The sequence below is a fragment of the Chryseosolibacter indicum genome, assembly GCF_018598585.1.
GTDB classification, from domain to species: domain Bacteria; phylum Bacteroidota; class Bacteroidia; order Cytophagales; family Cyclobacteriaceae; genus Chryseosolibacter; species Chryseosolibacter indicus.
This window is the reverse complement of the sequence record NZ_JAHESD010000005.1, coordinates 70,362-85,859: the sequence shown is the minus strand read 5'-3', so window position 1 is coordinate 85,859 and position 15,498 is coordinate 70,362. Positions and strand designations below refer to the sequence as shown.

Genomic DNA, 15,498 nt, shown 5'->3' with positions numbered 1-15,498 from the left:
AAAGTCTATCAATGTGAGAATCTTAGCTCATATATATTAGGCCATAGTTTACCTGTTACAAAAATGTTATGGCTTACCCTGTCATAGGCAATTCCATTAAGTTCAAGAGCATTTTTATTTTTAAGTTGCGCGTCTTTTGTAAGAGAAGAGAGGTCAAGTCTGCCAACTACTTCACCCGAGGTAGGATGTATTTTTACAATTTCACTGGTTGTGTAGACATTGGCATAAATAAATCCATTTATGTATTCCAATTCATTAAGGTTAGTAATGGCGCCATGTCGATCGTTAACTGTAAGTGTTCTTACAGTTTTAAGAGAATCAGGATTGAAGAATGTTAGTCGGGGCGTTCCATCGCTCATAACTAGATGTTTACCATCTGTTGTAAGCCCCCAACCTTGTTTTACAGGTAACGTGAATTGCCCTGCTAGGTTAAAACTTTCGTCGTAGATAAAGCCCACTCGGGTAATGTAAGTAAGGTAGTAGAGTTTGTTATTATAAAATGAAATTCCCTCTCCGAAATATTTGGAGCGATCCAGCTCTACTTTTTTGTCAATCGTACCTGTATTTAGGTTAACTGCACCTACCACCGATCTTGTGAAAGGCAAATCTTCAGGAGATCCGGTACTTTCAAAAAGCTGGTTGTTGTGAAAAAGCAATCCCTCCGTAAACGAGGTGGTATCGTGTGGATAAACTTTAACAACGGCATAATTGATCGTAACAATCTCTGCTTTAGTATTATCCTTTTCATCACCCCTTTTTTCGATGCATCCCCATAGTATTAAAATTAGTATCAAAGTCAATATTAAGCAGCTTGGCGTTTTCATTATGTAATATAGAAAGTAGCAGCCGAACGCTTCAATGGTATGCTTATTTTAATATTCAAAGCATGAAGAAATGGTGGGTTGGATGTTCAGGATTTTCGTATAAGCACTGGAAAGGGAAGTTCTATCCGGATAATGTACCGCAGAAAAAGTGGTTCGAATATTATTGCGAAAACTTTAATACCGTAGAGCTTAATGTAACTTTTTATCGTGTGCCTACCTTAGAGACTTTTAAAAGTTGGTATACGCGGAGTCCCGAAGATTTCAGATTTACGGTAAAGGCGCCTCGTCTTATAACGCATTACAAGCGCTTTAAAAATATTACTTCAGAGGTTCAGAATTTTTATGGTTTGGTAAGGGAAGGTCTCGCAGATAAATTAGGTACCGTCCTTTTTCAACTACATCCAAAATTTGAATACAGTGAGGCAAATCTTGAGCTTCTACTGAAGCATATGGATCCGTCTTACAACAATGTGATAGAATTCCGTCACGCCTCATGGTGGAGTGCGCATGTATACAAAGAACTAAAAAAGGCTAATGTCACCTTCTGCAGTATAAGCTATCCTGGCTTACCGGACGATGTTCTGAAAACGGCCTCGGTAATGTATTACCGCTTTCACGGTATACCACAACTTTACTTGTCATCTTATAACGAGGAAGAGTTGTCATCAATTATTAGTGATATCAAACGACAAAGGGGTGTAGAGGAGGTGTATATCTATTTTAATAATGATATTGACGTGCATGCTATCCATAATGCAAGAACTGTTCAGCAACTTGCAGGAGATAACAGTGTTCCCAAATTACTAACCTCACCTATACATCATGTGCATTGATAGTATGCGGAAAGTGTAGTATCTACTCCACTTTCTGGTAAATGACTTTATAATTTTGCTGCTGTAAGAAACGAAAGCAAATGTTAAGCCTGTTGGCACAGCTTTTTTAATGGATTAAGTACGATCTATTTATATATATAACGTTACAGAAAGAAAAGGCAAGACCCGTAAGTCATGCCTTTTCTGTTTTAGCAAGATTCTGTATAAATATTGCAAGCAGATTTTCAAGATCGACTAGGAGATTTTTATCTGTTACTACTCCCTGCTGATCTATTTTATTGCGTAAAGATGGAATAGTTAATTGTCCATCATCAGTTAATCTGGCTCCAAGGGCTGTTAATACTAGCCTTAATGATTCATGCGCTTTATCACCACCTTGCGCACTGGGTGAAGCACTTATCGTAACTACTGGTTTTTCATACAAGGTTGCAGATGAAACTAGCCATTCAAGTGCATTCTTCAAAACACCAGGAATCCCAAATGCATATTCCGGAGTACATATAATAACTCCATGAGCTGATCCCAAAACAGATCGAAAAGATGTTAGGTGTTCTGCAACATTTTCATTATCCAAATCAGGATTAAAAAATGGGAGCTTGTCAATCCCGTTATAAATTTTGTATTCGATTTCCTGCGGAACAAAAGCACTTATAATTTTTAATATCGCTGCATTGGAAGATTGTTCTTTTAAACTTCCTGATAAGGCAACTATTCTTTTCTGCATTTTAAATTTATTGATTTTTAAAGTATAAAACCGGCATAGTTATAAAGAAATCTTTTTCTTCTGCAATCTGTTTGTTAATTTAAGATTGTATGCCTTTTCCAAAGACCTTTTATTTGAATAGGGCATAGGTTAAAGTTTTATTTCCTTAAATCATTTTTGATTAAAAATACAAACCAATGAGAATAGGACTAGTTACAGCATTGATATTGGCAGTTACTACAGTGGTTGCGCAGCAACCTATTAGAAATATAAAGGATCTCTCATTCATGTCCGGCAAATGGGTTACTACAGGTAGTTGGGGTAACATGGAAGAAAACTGGAGCGAACCATTAGGTAACAACATGATGTGTTCCTTCCGCTGTGTAAAGGAGGGAAAGGTAGTGTTTTACGAGTTCATTGTAATTGAGCAAACGGAGAAAGGCATTGTCATGAAACTACGACATTTCAGCCCTGGTAATATTGGTTGGGAAGACAAAGATAAACCTTACGAATACCCACTTATGTTTTTGGAACCTGACAGAGCAAGATTTGAGCGTCCTGATAAAAAAACTGCATTAACATTTCACAGGGTAGCAAAAGATAATTTGAAAGTGTTTCTTGAACGCGAAGACAAGGATGGGAAGTGGGTGCAGGACGAGTTTGATTATCATTTAAAGGAATAGAATATTTTTTATGATCGAAAGAATGGACAACGCTCATTAAATATTTAATGAGCTTTTTTGTTTGGAAGCATAAGTGTTTTGATTCACGTAAAAATTCGTTATCAATGTATCGGTTGTTGAACTTAAAGGTGCAGAAAAGTATAATAAGTCGTTTATTTTGAATATGACCAACAGGAGCCTGTTATTTTAAGATGGCTCGGCCGTGCTTTGACAAGAACAATTAAAACTATAGCTGTGTAAGGAATGGTGTAACTTCCTCATAAAGTTGCAGAAGGAAAAGGGTATATTGTATAATGATTAAAATCCTTTTCTGCATACTGATGTTTCCTTGTGTTGCTTTCGGGCAATATGATTCTGCAAGGCGGCCAGATGTAATACGTTTCCCTGATGGTGTGTTCTATACACTAAGTTCTCCAGCTAGGTGGCAGGGAAAGGATTGGGTGAAATTTGGAAGTGTAATAGGCGCAACGGCAGCGCTTACACTGGCTGATAAACCTGTAAGGAATTTCTGGAGTAACCAGGACGATGTCGCTTTAGACCGGGTTAATCGTTTGGGTTATCATTATGGAAAACCCTACAGTGCGTTTCTCTTTTCAGGAGGCTTTTACGCAGCAGGTTTACTCGTTAAAAATAACTGGGCTAAAGAGACCGGACTGGCATTAGCAACTGCGTTGTTCAGTGCTGGCCTTATTCAGAGTGTGTTGAAGCCCTCTATTGGAAGAGCTCGCCCGCAAAATGAACTTGGTAATTACTCGGTTGATTTCTTTAATAAGGATGCAGCGCTTCATTCTTTTCCTTCAGGTCATTCTTCTATGGCTTTTACTATTTCATTTGTGCTGGCTAAGCGAACGGAGAGTGTTCCGGTCAAAGTTTTCTTTTATACGCTTGCAGGCTCAACAGCAGTTTGCAGAATGTACTCCGATGCGCACTGGGTTTCTGATGTAGCCTTCGGAGGAATTATTGCCTGGTACTGTTCAGAAGCTGCAATTAAACGATTAGAAGCAAATCGTTACAAAAGGCCAAACAAAAATAAAAATACCCAGTGGCAATTATCTCCATTTCCGGGAGGAGTAACACTACGAGGCAAGTTTAAATAACTAAAGATAGCTAAGCCACCAGTTCTTGTGTTTACTCTTATACGTGTTGTACCAATTGCATAATGGGTACAGAAGCACCACAATACTAATCCAAATCACGTATACCACACCTAATGAAACACCAGCACCAGGTGTGATACCACCAAATCCTTTATCAAAATGTAAATCAATTTCGCCTAATGATTTATCCTGCAATATCATATAAAGTACTATGGCTGTTGCATGAATTATGTAGAAGTGAAGTACATAATAGAATAGAGGTACTCTTCCAAAAACAATAAAGGGTTTAAGCGTAGGAGATTGCCAACGTTCCATAAAGGCGAGAAGGATAAGCACAGGCCCCAACGTCATTAAAGTATAGAGTAATGACGGAGGATATTTTGTTACATTAATAAAGCTCATGAAGGTGAAAAGCACGTTCTTTTGTTCGCTCCATGGGGCAGGATCACCGTATAGATTAATGAAGCGAAGAACAACAAATGCAAACACCGCACCAGAGCCTGTAACAAGCAATAGCTTGCGTCTTCTTTCTGAGGTAAAACTGGAAGTATACCATCTGCCGAAAGCATAGCCGAGCAGCATAATGCCAAACCATGCTAAAAATGGATAAGGAACAAATGCAGATTTACCGGGGGCGAATTCAGCAACGCCAACCTGGTGCGTGAACGTCCAGAGTGTATAGAAAGGATCCTGGGGTTGAAGGCGTATCAGGTGAAGCGCATCATGCCCAAGTAGTATGACTATTCCTAATGCAAGAATAAGCCTGAAAGGAAGATGTACAACGGCAGAAAGCAGGATCATACAAAAGCCAATTGCCCAGATCACTTGAAAAATAGTAACGTCATAGTACAATTGAAAGAAGAAGCTAAACCGGATGACGGTTATTTCAAGAAGTATCAGCCACAAACCACGACTAAGCAGGAATATGGAAAGATCTTTTTTGCTTTTGCGCTGTTCACTTAATTTAATTGCAGCTCCTGAAAGAAAAACGAATGTTGGCGCGCAATAATGTGTTATGATTCTTGTAAAGAAGAGAAGTGGATTGGTTTGCTCCAGATTGGTAGCATCAATCATTAGGGCGTCTTTATGAAAGAAGTCTCTTGTATGGTCAAGCGCCATAATCACCATTACAATTCCGCGCATCAGATCAATGGATGAGATTCGCGGTTTTTCGGTTAAAGCATCAGAAACAGCCGGAGAAGATAGGGTGGAGGTTGTCATGCGTGTGAGGTAAAATCTTTTTTACGACATTTGTAATTGAAAGTTTTAGCAATGCAGTTAAATCTGGAACAATTTGCGTTACGGGCTAAAAATAAGGAGCCGGAGAATAAGAAATTCCTAAGTAACCTGAAGAAAAAAGATCCACGTAAAGTGGATGATGTCTTTCATGCTACGCACGAAGAGGTTTTTGAAGAACTGGATTGCCTTACCTGCGCTAACTGCTGCAAAACAACAAGTCCTATCTTTTATCAGAATGACATAGAGCGAGTTGCAAAAGCACTTCGCATGAAGCCGGGCGACTTTATTGAAAAATACCTTCGTATTGATGAAGACAAGGATTATGTACTAAAATCTTCTCCCTGTCCATTCCTTGATGCCGACAACTATTGCTCCGTTTATGAAGATCGTCCTAAAGCCTGCCGCGAATACCCCCATACTGATCGTAAGAAAATGGTACAAATAACTGATCTTACCTTTAAGAATACCATGGTTGGCCCTGCGGTATTTGAAATGGTAGAGCGCCTTAAAAAAATGGCCAAATTCTAAGTTCCTTTTAGTTTTATCCTCTATTGCGGAAAAACCCGAATTAAACCCTGCACCGCTTAGCTGATGGCTGAACTAAACAATGGCATTGCAATTCGTTATTTTGTTTGAATTTGATGCAGCGATTTTGTCACCAGTAAGCTAGGCTATGGCTTGGTAATGACTTGTGCCAGCACCGTGCGAGCACCATGCCGGCACCATGTCTGCGAGAAATAGGGGTAGTTTCTCGCAGACATGCTGTACGCACGGTGCTGGCATGGTGCTGGCATCGGAGACTTCCAAGCTTATCCCCCCGATATTGGTTATTACCGGCTATTAAATATTACTAAGATTATTGTGAAAGGAGGGAGATTAATGTTTAAACAATAAACTTATCCTTGGTTTATCGGCAAGATTGGTATCTATACATTAAAGAAGGAATAAAAAAAGGCATCTCGTGAGAGATGCCTTTTCGGTAGATCTATTTAAAAGCTGTTACTTAAACAACTTGAGCTTCGAGCTTTTGCGCTAACACTGACTTGGGTACTGCACCAACCTGCTTGTCTACAATCTGACCTCCTTTAAAAACAAGAAGTGTAGGGATACTGCGGATTCCGAAACGTGCCGTCACATTAGGATTCTCATCAACATTTAATTTAGCGATAACAGCTTTGCCATCATAATCGTTAGCAAGCTCTTCTACTACGGGTCCGATCATTTTACAAGGCCCACACCATTCAGCCCAAAAATCAACTAAAACAGGTTTATCTGAATTGATTGTAGCGTCAAAGTTGGCGTCATTAAGTACGAGTGTTTTGCCCATTTTTTTAAGTTTTTATGTTTCTATTTATCGAACGCAAAGATACTTTCAATAGTTCAAAGTTAATAAATAATTGTCGGTGCCTCCGATTACCATATAAGTGCTGTTTTAAAGCTTACTTTGTCAGAAGTTTATTTCTACTTCAGCTACCTTCTTTAGTTTCTTAACCATGTCATTGATCGGGTTAACCCTGAACTTTCTCGACATCAATTCCAAACTGATATTTTCCTGTTCATCCTTTAGTTTAAGGTATAAAGGAGTACTGCCTGTAAACTCCTGGCATACATCTTCGATCTTTCCGATTAAATCAGCAGTAATGTCATTAGCATTTATTCGCAATGAAACTCCTTTGCTTCGTTTGATGCCAATTTCATTTAGTAGATCGATGTTCCTGATCTTGAATTCAAGATTTTGTTGGCCCCAGGAGTTCTTAATAACAGACCCTTCAATAAACAAGAACCACCCTATGTTCATGAAGTTCTTAAACTTGAGGTAGTCTTCACCAAAGAGCATAAACGAGGTGTTGCCTGTATAGTCTTCGATATAAAATTTTCCGAAAGGCTTACCTGTTTTTGTTGTTCTGTGTTCTACGTTGGTTACGATACCACCGAGCTTCAGTTCTCTGCCTTCCAGTTTTTCTATTTCAGTAAACTGATTGCAAGAGACGGTACAGAAGGTCTCCATTTCAAACTTGAAATTATCCAGCGGATGGCCGGAGATGTAAATGCCAACCACCTCTTTTTCAAGATTCAATTTCTCAAGCTCGCTGAATGGCTCAACATGTTCAATTCTAGGTTTAGGCATGGCAGTGCCCGATGGGCCTCCAAATAAACTTGCCTGCGCACTCTGCTCTTCTTGCTGACTCTTTGCTGCAAACTTAATTGCCTTTTCAATCAAGCTGATATCTCCATCTTTAGAGTATACATATTGTCTTCTATGGAGATCTTTGAAACAATCGAAGGCTCCCGAAAGGGCGAAGCATTCAAATGTTTTCTTGTTTACACTGCGTTGGCTAAGGCGTTTGGCAAAATCAAAAATATCTGTGAACGGACCTCGAGCATCGCGTTCTTCTATAACTGCCTGTACAGCGGCATCTCCCGCTCCTTTAATAGCACCAAGTCCAAAGCGTATTTCGCCGACCTTATTTACTTCAAAGTAAATTCCAGACTCGTTTACGTGCGGGCCAAGCACTTTAATAGCAAGGTTGCGGCATTCTTCAATAAAGAAGGTAACGTTCTCCAAGTTGTTTTGCGAGTGTGTGAGCACCGCAGCCATATACTCTGCAGGATAATTCGCTTTTAGGTATGCGGTATGATAAGCAACCAGCGAGTAGCAGGTAGAGTGAGATTTGTTGAACGCATACTGTGCAAATGCTTCCCAGTCAGTCCATACTTTTTCGCAGATCTCCTGTTTGTGTCCGTTCTTTTTACAACCTTCGATGAACTTGTCTTTCATCTTGTCAAGAACGGCTTTCTGCTTTTTACCCATTGCCTTACGCAGCACGTCGGCATCACCTTTACTAAAGCCTGCAAGTTTCTGCGACAGCAACATTACCTGCTCCTGGTAAACAGTAATACCATACGTCTCTGAAAGGAACTCAGCCATTTCAGGAAGATCGTACGTAATCGGCTCGCGACCATGCTTACGGTTAACGAAAGCAGGAATGTATTCCATCGGCCCCGGACGATACAAGGCGTTCATGGCAATAAGATCTTCAAACTTGTCTGGCTTTAACTGACGGAGATATTTCTGCATACCTGGACTTTCAAACTGAAATGTTCCGGTTGTTTCACCTCGCTGAAAGAGTGCGTATGTCTTCGGATCATCTAAAGGAACTTCATCAATATTAATATCAATGCCTTTACTTTTCTTGATGTTCCTCAGCGCAGTTCTTATAATAGATAGCGTTGTCAGCCCCAGGAAGTCCATCTTAAGCAACCCCGCGCTTTCCACCACACTGTTGTCAAACTGCGTTACCAGCATGTCAGAATCCTTAGCTGTGGCAACAGGTACAAAGTTGGTAAGCTTGTCAGGTGTAATAATAACACCGCAGGCATGTACACCTGTGTTTCTTACCGATCCTTCAAGAATAACAGCTTGTTTAAGAACTTGTGCTTTAAGGTCATCACCTTTTTTAGCATCAGCAAGTTCTTTAACTTCTTCAAAGGCGGCGTCAAGTGAAGTTCCCGGTTTTTCAGGAATCAGCTTAGCTAAAATATTAGCTTCCGATAATGGCAGTTCCATTACGCGGGCACAGTCGCGTATAGAAGATTTCGCCGCCATAGTACCATAGGTGATAATCTGCGCTACCTGGCTCTTGCCATACTTGTCAATTACATATTTTAATACTTTATCACGACCTTCATCGTCAAAGTCAATATCAATATCGGGTAGGGATACACGATCGGGGTTTAAGAAACGCTCGAACAGTAGATCGTATTTAATAGGATCCACATTGGTAATACCGATACAATATGCTACCGCTGATCCTGCAGCCGAACCACGTCCTGGCCCAACGCTCACACCCATCTCTCTTGCTTTGGAAGTGAAGTCCTGCACGATAAGGAAGTATCCGGGATAACCTGTTTTTTTGATCGTTTCTAATTCAAAGTCAAGTCTGTCTCTGATCTCATCAGTAATCTCAGTATATTTTCTTTTGGCACCTTCATAAGTGAGGTGTCGGAGGTATTCATCTTCTGTATTGAACTCTTTAGGGATATCGAACTTGGGAAGAAGAACGTTTCTTTCGAGTGTATACTTTTCAATCTTCTCCAGGATTTCGCTGATCGTCTCAATCGCTTCAGGAAGGTCACGGAATAAAGATTTCATCTCATCCTGCGACTTCAGGTAATATTGATCATTAGGCAAGCCATATCGGGTACCTCTACCATGACCAATTGGCGTAGATTTAAATTCGCCTTCTTTAATACAAAGAAGTACATCGTGTGCATTAGATTCTTCTTTGTCTAGATAGTAAGATTCATTTGCAGCAAAATATTTTACACCATACTTGTTTGCGAAGCGAAGTAAAGTTTCATTAACGTGGTCTTCTTCAGCAACACCATGGCGATTGAGCTCTACATAGAAGTCGTCACCAAATTGCTCGTGCCACCACTTAAAAGCTTCCTCTGCCTGTTTCTCACCAACATGTAGAATAAGATATGGAACTTCACTAGACAGCGACCCTGTTGTTGCAATCAAATCTTGTTTGTATTGTTTAACCAGTTCTTTGTCAATACGCGGATAGATTCCGTAAAGACCTTCAGTAAATGCAAGAGAGCTTAGTTTCGCAAGGTTATGATATCCGTTTTTGTTCTTGGCAATGAGAACCTGATTGAAACGCTTGTCGGGGTTGTCTTTAGTGAATTTTAATTTCAACCTTTCTTCAGCAATATAGAACTCGCATCCAACAATTGGCTTTATATCCTGTGCTATTGCTTCGCGCACAAACTTAAAGGCACCATACATGTTGCCCAGGTCGGTAATAGCTATAGCAGACATTTCTAGTTTTTTAGCCTTGCTTACCAGCGCCTTAACATCAGGGGTAGCCTGAAGAACTGAATATTGAGAATGTACGTGCAGGTGAACAAAAGGCTTGTCAGTAAGTGTGTGCTGTGCTTCGGTTAACGAGTAGCCTGCTTCTTTTTTCTTTTCGCGTTTTGCAAAGTTTGCAGCGTCAAGATTAGGCTCTTCATACTCAATTTCATCGACCGGTGTAGCATCAAAAGGATTAACAACTTTCTCCTTTAATAGGCCAAAGTAACAACGGGCTGTTGCAGCAACATCATAAGAAGCATCGTGCGCATCACCAAAGTCTTTACCAAATAACTTCTCGTGAAGTTCTACAAGGCGTGGCATTTTCAGTTTTCCGCCAATACCGCCCGTAAGCTTACAGAATTCCGTAGAGGCAATACCTGTATCAATCTTGTCGAGTTTTAAAATGTGCTCAGTATCAAGTTGCTGCCTGATAAACTCGGCACCCAGAATACTAATATCAAACTCTATGTTATGACCAATCAGCAGCTTGGTCTGGCCCAGATCTTTAATAAAGATTTCCAATATCTTTTTTAGATCATGACCTTCCGCTAGTGCTCTTTTAGTCGAAATACCGTGTATCTGCTCTGCCTTATATGGAATATCAAAACCTTCTGGTTTGATGATGTAGTTGTGTTGCGAGACAAGCTTACCCTTGTGATCATGAAGCTGCCACGCGATTTGAACTACCCGCGGCCAGTTGTCAAGATCAGAGATAGGTGCAGTTTTATTATGCGGAATCCCCGTGGTTTCCGTGTCGAAAATTAAATACATGGAGTAGTGGTTGATGCGTAAAAGTAAAAGCCAAGCCTTTGTAAGTCAATCCGATTTATTTAAAACCTTTTGTTATCAGTTTTGGAATGGTTCCCCGGTTAATCTTTTGGATCTTCATCTTCAATGCAATCAATTCATTAACAGTCAACAATATACAGTCCGGCAAGGTTCTTGAATATAGTTGCTTATAAACAATTTGTTATGTCACCCGTTTTCCAACAAGTCATTGCTTTTTTTAAAAAGGAGTGGTTTTTATTTGTGATGCTGCTTATCATAACTTCGATTATTCTCTTGTTCAATGCGTTTAATCTCCTTTAGTAAAATAGATCTATCATCAGGCTTATTTAGAAACTATTAAAATAAACCCCGTTCATTGTTTGGTAAATCACCGGGAAGTATTTTTGGCGCACTTCAAACTTCCAGGAAACGTATATGAAATGGACGTGCCTCAACTGCATAAAAAGCCAGGTTATGGGCATAGTTATTCCATATGCCTTATTTAAAACTTATATAAGACATGAATTGGTTTACGAATTTTTTCTCCAGTAGCATTGGGAGAAAGCTTGTGATGGCGCTCACAGGTCTCTTTCTTATCCTTTTTTTAGTTGTTCACCTCGCCGGTAACCTTCAATTGCTGTTAAATGACGGAGGGAAAGCATTCAACATTTATGCGCATACCATGACGTCTAACATTTTCATAAAAATTGTAGGGTATGTAAACTATACGATGATTTTACTGCACGTGATTTGGGCGATATGGTTAACAAGAACCAATAAAACTTCGCGTCCGGTGGGTTATGCAGTAAGCAAAAACTCTTCTACCTGGTCTTCAAGAAATATGGGAATTTTAGGAACGCTTATTCTTCTCTTCCTTGTTTTCCATTTGCAGGGTTTCTGGTACAGAATGCATTGGGGCCCTATCGATACGGTATCTTATGATGGAGAAGAATATAGAAATTTGTATGCAGTAGTCGATTTTGCCTATTCTCATCTTTGGTATACAGCCATTTATGTTATCAGTATGGCTATCCTGGCATTCCACCTTTATCATGGCTTTGGCAGTGCTTTTCAGACCCTTGGGTTAAACCATGTGAAGTACAATCCTGTTATTAAGTTTATAGGTGTTGCATTTGCCATTATCGTTCCGGCATTATTTGCACTTATTCCTATTGTAATGTTTCTCAATTGAAATTGAACGCTGTTAAATAGTAGCACATGAAACTAGATTCAAAAATACCTGAAGGTCCTTTAGCCGAGAAATGGGAAAAGCATAAGTTCAATCTTAAGCTCGTTAACCCTGCAAACAAGCGTAAATACGACATTATTGTTGTAGGAACAGGTCTGGCAGGTTCTTCAGCAGCAGCATCATTGGCTGAACTTGGTTATAACGTAAAAGCATTCTGCTTTCAGGATAGCCCGAGAAGGGCACACAGTATTGCCGCTCAGGGTGGTATAAATGCAGCAAAAAATTATCGTAATGATGGTGATAGCGTGTACCGTCTTTTTTACGATACTATAAAAGGTGGCGACTACCGTGCACGTGAGGGTAACGTATACCGTCTTGCACAAGTATCCGTTAATATTATAGACCAATGTGTGGCGCAAGGTGTACCTTTTGCTCGTGAATATGGCGGGCTACTTGACAACCGTTCTTTTGGTGGAGCCCAGGTATCAAGAACATTCTATGCCCGCGGTCAAACCGGACAACAATTGCTATTAGGGGCATATAGTGCCCTGAACAGGCAAATTGCTGCAGGCAAGGTAACTATGTACAACCGTACAGAAATGCTTGATCTTGTAGTAGTTGACGGTAAAGCGCGTGGTATTATTACAAGAGATTTAGTTACAGGTAAAATAGAAGCACATAGCGGTCACGCAGTTCTTCTTTGCACCGGAGGATACGGAAACGTGTTTTTCCTTTCAACCAATGCAAAAGGATCAAATGCTTCCGCTATCTGGCGTGCCCATAAGAAGGGCGCTTTGTTTGCTAACCCTTGTTTTACACAGATTCACCCTACTTGTATTCCTGTATCTGGCGATCATCAGTCAAAGCTTACGCTGATGTCTGAGTCGTTAAGAAACGACGGAAGGGTATGGGTTCCGAAAGTTGCCCGTCCAGGGTTGAAAGCAAAAGATGCAGCAAACATTCCTGAATCAGAAAGAGACTACTTCCTGGAAAGGAAATATCCTTCATTTGGTAACCTTGTTCCAAGAGACGTTGCATCCAGAAATGCCAAATATGCTTGCGATGAAGGAAAAGGAGTAGGTTCTGGTTTGGCTGTTTTCCTTGATTTTGCTGATGCTATCAAACGTGATGGCAAGAAAATCATAGAAGCTAAGTATGGTAACCTGTTTGATATGTATCAACAGATCACCGGCGATAATCCATACGAAGTACCAATGATGATCTATCCTGCTGTTCACTACACAATGGGTGGTTTGTGGGTAGATTACAACTTGATGACTACTATACCTGGCTGCTATGCATTGGGTGAAGCAAACTTCTCTGATCACGGTGCTAACCGCCTTGGGGCTAGTGCATTGATGCAAGGTTTAGCCGATGGATATTTCGTAATCCCATCAACCATTGGTGACTATCTTGCTAATCTTGGTTGGAGCGATAAAGTAAGCGCTGATCATCCTGCGTTTAAAGAAGCTTTAGCAAATGTCAATGCAAGATTAGGGCAGCTTTTAGGTATAAAAGGTAAGAAAACGGTAGATCAACTTCACCGCGAACTTGGTTTGACCATGTGGGAATATTGCGGAATGTCGCGTACGGAAGAGGGCTTAAAGAAAGCCAAAGTTAAAATACAAGAGTTACGCGACGAGTTCTGGAACAACGTAAATATACTCGGCAGTGGAAACGAGCTTAACCAGGAACTTGAAAAAGCAGGTCGTGTAGCTGATTTTATGGAGTTAGGTGAATTGATGGTTGATGATGCCTTACACCGCTCTGAGTCTTGCGGAGGGCACTTCCGTGAAGAATCTCAAACTCCTGATGGTGAAGCATTGAGAAACGATGATAAGTTTGCTTATGTAGGTGCATGGGAGTATAGAGCAGACAATCAACCTGAAGTTCTTCATAAAGAAGAACTGTTATATGAAAACGTAAAACTCACCCAACGTAGCTATAAATAATATGAAGATAACGTTAAAGGTCTGGAGACAAAAAGACAACAACAGCAAAGGTGCTTTTAAAACATATCAGCTTGATCACGTATCATCTGACATGTCCTTCCTGGAGATGTTTGATGTCTTGAATAATGATTTAGTGCAAAAAGGAGAAGAGCCTATTGCCTTTGATCATGATTGCAGGGAAGGTATTTGTGGTATGTGCAGTATGTACATTAATGGAAGACCTCATGGACCACTTCAAACAACTACCTGTCAGTTGCATATGCGCAGCTTTAAGGATGGGGAAACAATTACTGTAGAGCCATGGCGTGCGGCTGCATTCCCTGTACTTAAGGATCTTGTTGTTGATAGAAGTGCTTTTGATAGAATCAATCAGGCTGGTGGATATGTTTCCGTTAATACAGGTGGTGTACCTGATGCTAACGAAATACCGATTCCAAAAGCAGATGCAGATAAAGCTTTTGATGCAGCGGCATGTATTGCTTGTGGTGCCTGCGTAGCGGCATGTAAAAATGCTTCGGCTATGCTTTTCGTAAGTGCAAAAATATCGCAGCTTGCATTGTTGCCACAAGGTCAACCTGAGCGTAAAACACGCGCTGAAAAAATGGTTGCTCAAATGGATGCCGAAGGTTTTGGTTCATGTACCAATACACTTGCGTGTGAAGCTGAATGTCCGAAAGGAATTAGCGTTACCAACATTGCCAGAATGAACAGAGAGTACTACGGTGCTAAATTCTCTTCGGAAAATGTTTAATAACCGATCTTAATATAAAGATTAAAAAGTCACTTGAGAGAGTGACTTTTTTTATTTTTTCTTTATCCTAAAGAAGTAAAGATGCAGATAAGAAAAGCGAAACGAGAGGATGTGCCTTTCATTGTTCAGCTACTTGCCGATGATAAATTGGGTATGCTAAGAGAAGATTTTCGTAATCCATTACCGGAGAGGTATTACCAGGCGTTTGAAAAATTAGACGCTGATGCTAATCAGGAGTTGATTGTTGCTGTTAATGATGCTAATGAAATTATAGGAACCGTACAGTTAACTTTTATTCAGGGATTAAGCCATCAAGGTGCTCTCAGAGCACAAGTAGAAGGAGTACGTATAAGAGAAGACCACAGAGGACAAGGATTAGGAGAGGAGTTAATAAGGTGGGTGATCACGAAAGCGAAGGAAAGAAAGGCATTTCTACTTCAGTTGACAACAGATAAGCAACGAACTGAAGCAATAAGATTTTATCAGCGCTCGGGTTTTAAAGCAACACATGAAGGAATGAAGCTTTCTTTAAATGTGTAATGCGGTAAGATATGCTAACAAATATCAGGCGTTGCTGTTAATAAGAAATATGCGATAT

General features: G+C 40.2%; 13 protein-coding genes. 8 read left to right on the top strand and 5 right to left on the bottom strand.

Annotated features, from left to right (window positions below):
- Positions 1-8: 8 nt before the first annotated feature.
- On the bottom strand, positions 9-794 hold the full coding sequence (locus KK060_RS03815) for a glutaminyl-peptide cyclotransferase (RefSeq protein WP_254152294.1): 786 nt from the start codon (positions 792-794) through the stop codon (positions 9-11).
- A 92-nt stretch (positions 795-886) separates the two neighbouring features.
- On the opposite strand from KK060_RS03815, the gene KK060_RS03810 reads away from it, so the two are divergent.
- On the top strand, positions 887-1,657 hold the full coding sequence (locus KK060_RS03810; RefSeq protein ID WP_254152293.1) for a DUF72 domain-containing protein: 771 nt from the start codon (positions 887-889) through the stop codon (positions 1,655-1,657).
- A gap of 172 nt (positions 1,658-1,829) precedes the next feature.
- On the opposite strand, the gene KK060_RS03805 is transcribed toward KK060_RS03810, so the two are convergent.
- Positions 1,830-2,381 carry an NADPH-dependent FMN reductase gene (locus KK060_RS03805; protein ID WP_254152292.1) on the bottom strand — a complete coding sequence of 184 codons (552 nt, stop codon included), beginning with the start codon at positions 2,379-2,381 and terminating at the stop codon, positions 1,830-1,832.
- 176 nt (positions 2,382-2,557) lie between these two features.
- Here KK060_RS03805 and KK060_RS03800 point away from each other — a divergent pair, with 176 nt between their 5' ends.
- Both KK060_RS03800 and KK060_RS03795 read left to right on the top strand, forming a co-directional pair.
- A complete protein-coding gene (locus KK060_RS03800; RefSeq protein WP_254152290.1) occupies positions 2,558-3,043 on the top strand; it encodes a DUF6265 family protein in 486 nt (161 codons plus the stop codon).
- Between the two features lie 293 nt (positions 3,044-3,336).
- A complete protein-coding gene (locus tag KK060_RS03795; protein WP_254152289.1) occupies positions 3,337-4,140 on the top strand; it encodes a phosphatase PAP2 family protein in 804 nt (267 codons plus the stop codon).
- Here the strand turns inward: KK060_RS03795 and KK060_RS03790 are convergent, their stop codons facing one another.
- Positions 4,141-5,361: an acetyltransferase domain-containing protein gene (locus tag KK060_RS03790; protein WP_254152288.1), complete on the bottom strand. Its 1,221-nt coding sequence runs from the start codon at positions 5,359-5,361 to the stop codon at positions 4,141-4,143.
- 51 nt (positions 5,362-5,412) lie between these two features.
- On the opposite strand from KK060_RS03790, the gene KK060_RS03785 reads away from it, so the two are divergent.
- Positions 5,413-5,907: a YkgJ family cysteine cluster protein gene (locus tag KK060_RS03785; RefSeq protein WP_254152286.1), complete on the top strand. Its 495-nt coding sequence runs from the start codon at positions 5,413-5,415 to the stop codon at positions 5,905-5,907.
- A 475-nt stretch (positions 5,908-6,382) separates the two neighbouring features.
- Here KK060_RS03785 and trxA read toward each other — a convergent pair whose 3' ends face one another.
- Together trxA and dnaE are read right to left on the bottom strand one after the other, a co-directional pair.
- On the bottom strand, positions 6,383-6,706 hold the full coding sequence (gene trxA / locus KK060_RS03780) for a thioredoxin (protein WP_254152284.1): 324 nt from the start codon (positions 6,704-6,706) through the stop codon (positions 6,383-6,385).
- A gap of 120 nt (positions 6,707-6,826) precedes the next feature.
- Positions 6,827-11,011, bottom strand: a complete 4,185-nt coding sequence (gene dnaE / locus KK060_RS03775) for a DNA polymerase III subunit alpha (RefSeq protein ID WP_254152282.1) — start codon at positions 11,009-11,011, stop codon at positions 6,827-6,829.
- Between the two features lie 517 nt (positions 11,012-11,528).
- Between dnaE and KK060_RS03770 the strand changes: the two genes are divergently transcribed.
- From KK060_RS03770 to KK060_RS03755, 4 genes are all read left to right on the top strand, one after another.
- Positions 11,529-12,200 (top strand): succinate dehydrogenase cytochrome b subunit, encoded by a 672-nt coding sequence (locus KK060_RS03770; RefSeq protein ID WP_254152281.1) that lies wholly within the window; start codon positions 11,529-11,531, stop codon positions 12,198-12,200.
- A 26-nt stretch (positions 12,201-12,226) separates the two neighbouring features.
- Positions 12,227-14,149 carry a fumarate reductase/succinate dehydrogenase flavoprotein subunit gene (locus tag KK060_RS03765; protein ID WP_254152280.1) on the top strand — a complete coding sequence of 641 codons (1,923 nt, stop codon included), beginning with the start codon at positions 12,227-12,229 and terminating at the stop codon, positions 14,147-14,149.
- A 1-nt stretch (position 14,150) separates the two neighbouring features.
- The gene (locus KK060_RS03760; protein WP_254152279.1) at positions 14,151-14,900 is read left to right on the top strand and encodes a succinate dehydrogenase/fumarate reductase iron-sulfur subunit; all 750 of its coding nucleotides are present in this window, start codon (positions 14,151-14,153) and stop codon (positions 14,898-14,900) included.
- Positions 14,901-14,981: 81 nt separating this feature from the next.
- Entirely contained in the window at positions 14,982-15,440 is a 459-nt protein-coding gene (locus KK060_RS03755) for a GNAT family N-acetyltransferase (RefSeq protein ID WP_254152277.1), read from the top strand.
- The last annotated feature ends 58 nt before the right edge of the window (positions 15,441-15,498 follow it).

Bases quoted from the DNA above. Each gene is read 5' to 3' on its own strand.
- KK060_RS03810 (WP_254152293.1), top strand. From the start codon at position 887: ATGAAGAAATGGTGGGTTGGATGTTCAGGATTTTCGTATAAGCACTGG.
- KK060_RS03805 (WP_254152292.1), bottom strand. From the start codon at position 2,381: ATGCAGAAAAGAATAGTTGCCTTATCAGGAAGTTTAAAAGAACAATCT.
- KK060_RS03800 (WP_254152290.1), top strand. From the start codon at position 2,558: ATGAGAATAGGACTAGTTACAGCATTGATATTGGCAGTTACTACAGTG.
- KK060_RS03795 (WP_254152289.1), top strand. From the start codon at position 3,337: ATGATTAAAATCCTTTTCTGCATACTGATGTTTCCTTGTGTTGCTTTC.
- KK060_RS03790 (WP_254152288.1), bottom strand. From the start codon at position 5,361: ATGACAACCTCCACCCTATCTTCTCCGGCTGTTTCTGATGCTTTAACC.
- KK060_RS03785 (WP_254152286.1), top strand. From the start codon at position 5,413: ATGCAGTTAAATCTGGAACAATTTGCGTTACGGGCTAAAAATAAGGAG.
- trxA (WP_254152284.1), bottom strand. From the start codon at position 6,706: ATGGGCAAAACACTCGTACTTAATGACGCCAACTTTGACGCTACAATC.
- dnaE (WP_254152282.1), bottom strand. From the start codon at position 11,011: ATGTATTTAATTTTCGACACGGAAACCACGGGGATTCCGCATAATAAA.
- KK060_RS03770 (WP_254152281.1), top strand. From the start codon at position 11,529: ATGAATTGGTTTACGAATTTTTTCTCCAGTAGCATTGGGAGAAAGCTT.
- KK060_RS03765 (WP_254152280.1), top strand. From the start codon at position 12,227: ATGAAACTAGATTCAAAAATACCTGAAGGTCCTTTAGCCGAGAAATGG.
- KK060_RS03760 (WP_254152279.1), top strand. From the start codon at position 14,151: ATGAAGATAACGTTAAAGGTCTGGAGACAAAAAGACAACAACAGCAAA.
- KK060_RS03755 (WP_254152277.1), top strand. From the start codon at position 14,982: ATGCAGATAAGAAAAGCGAAACGAGAGGATGTGCCTTTCATTGTTCAG.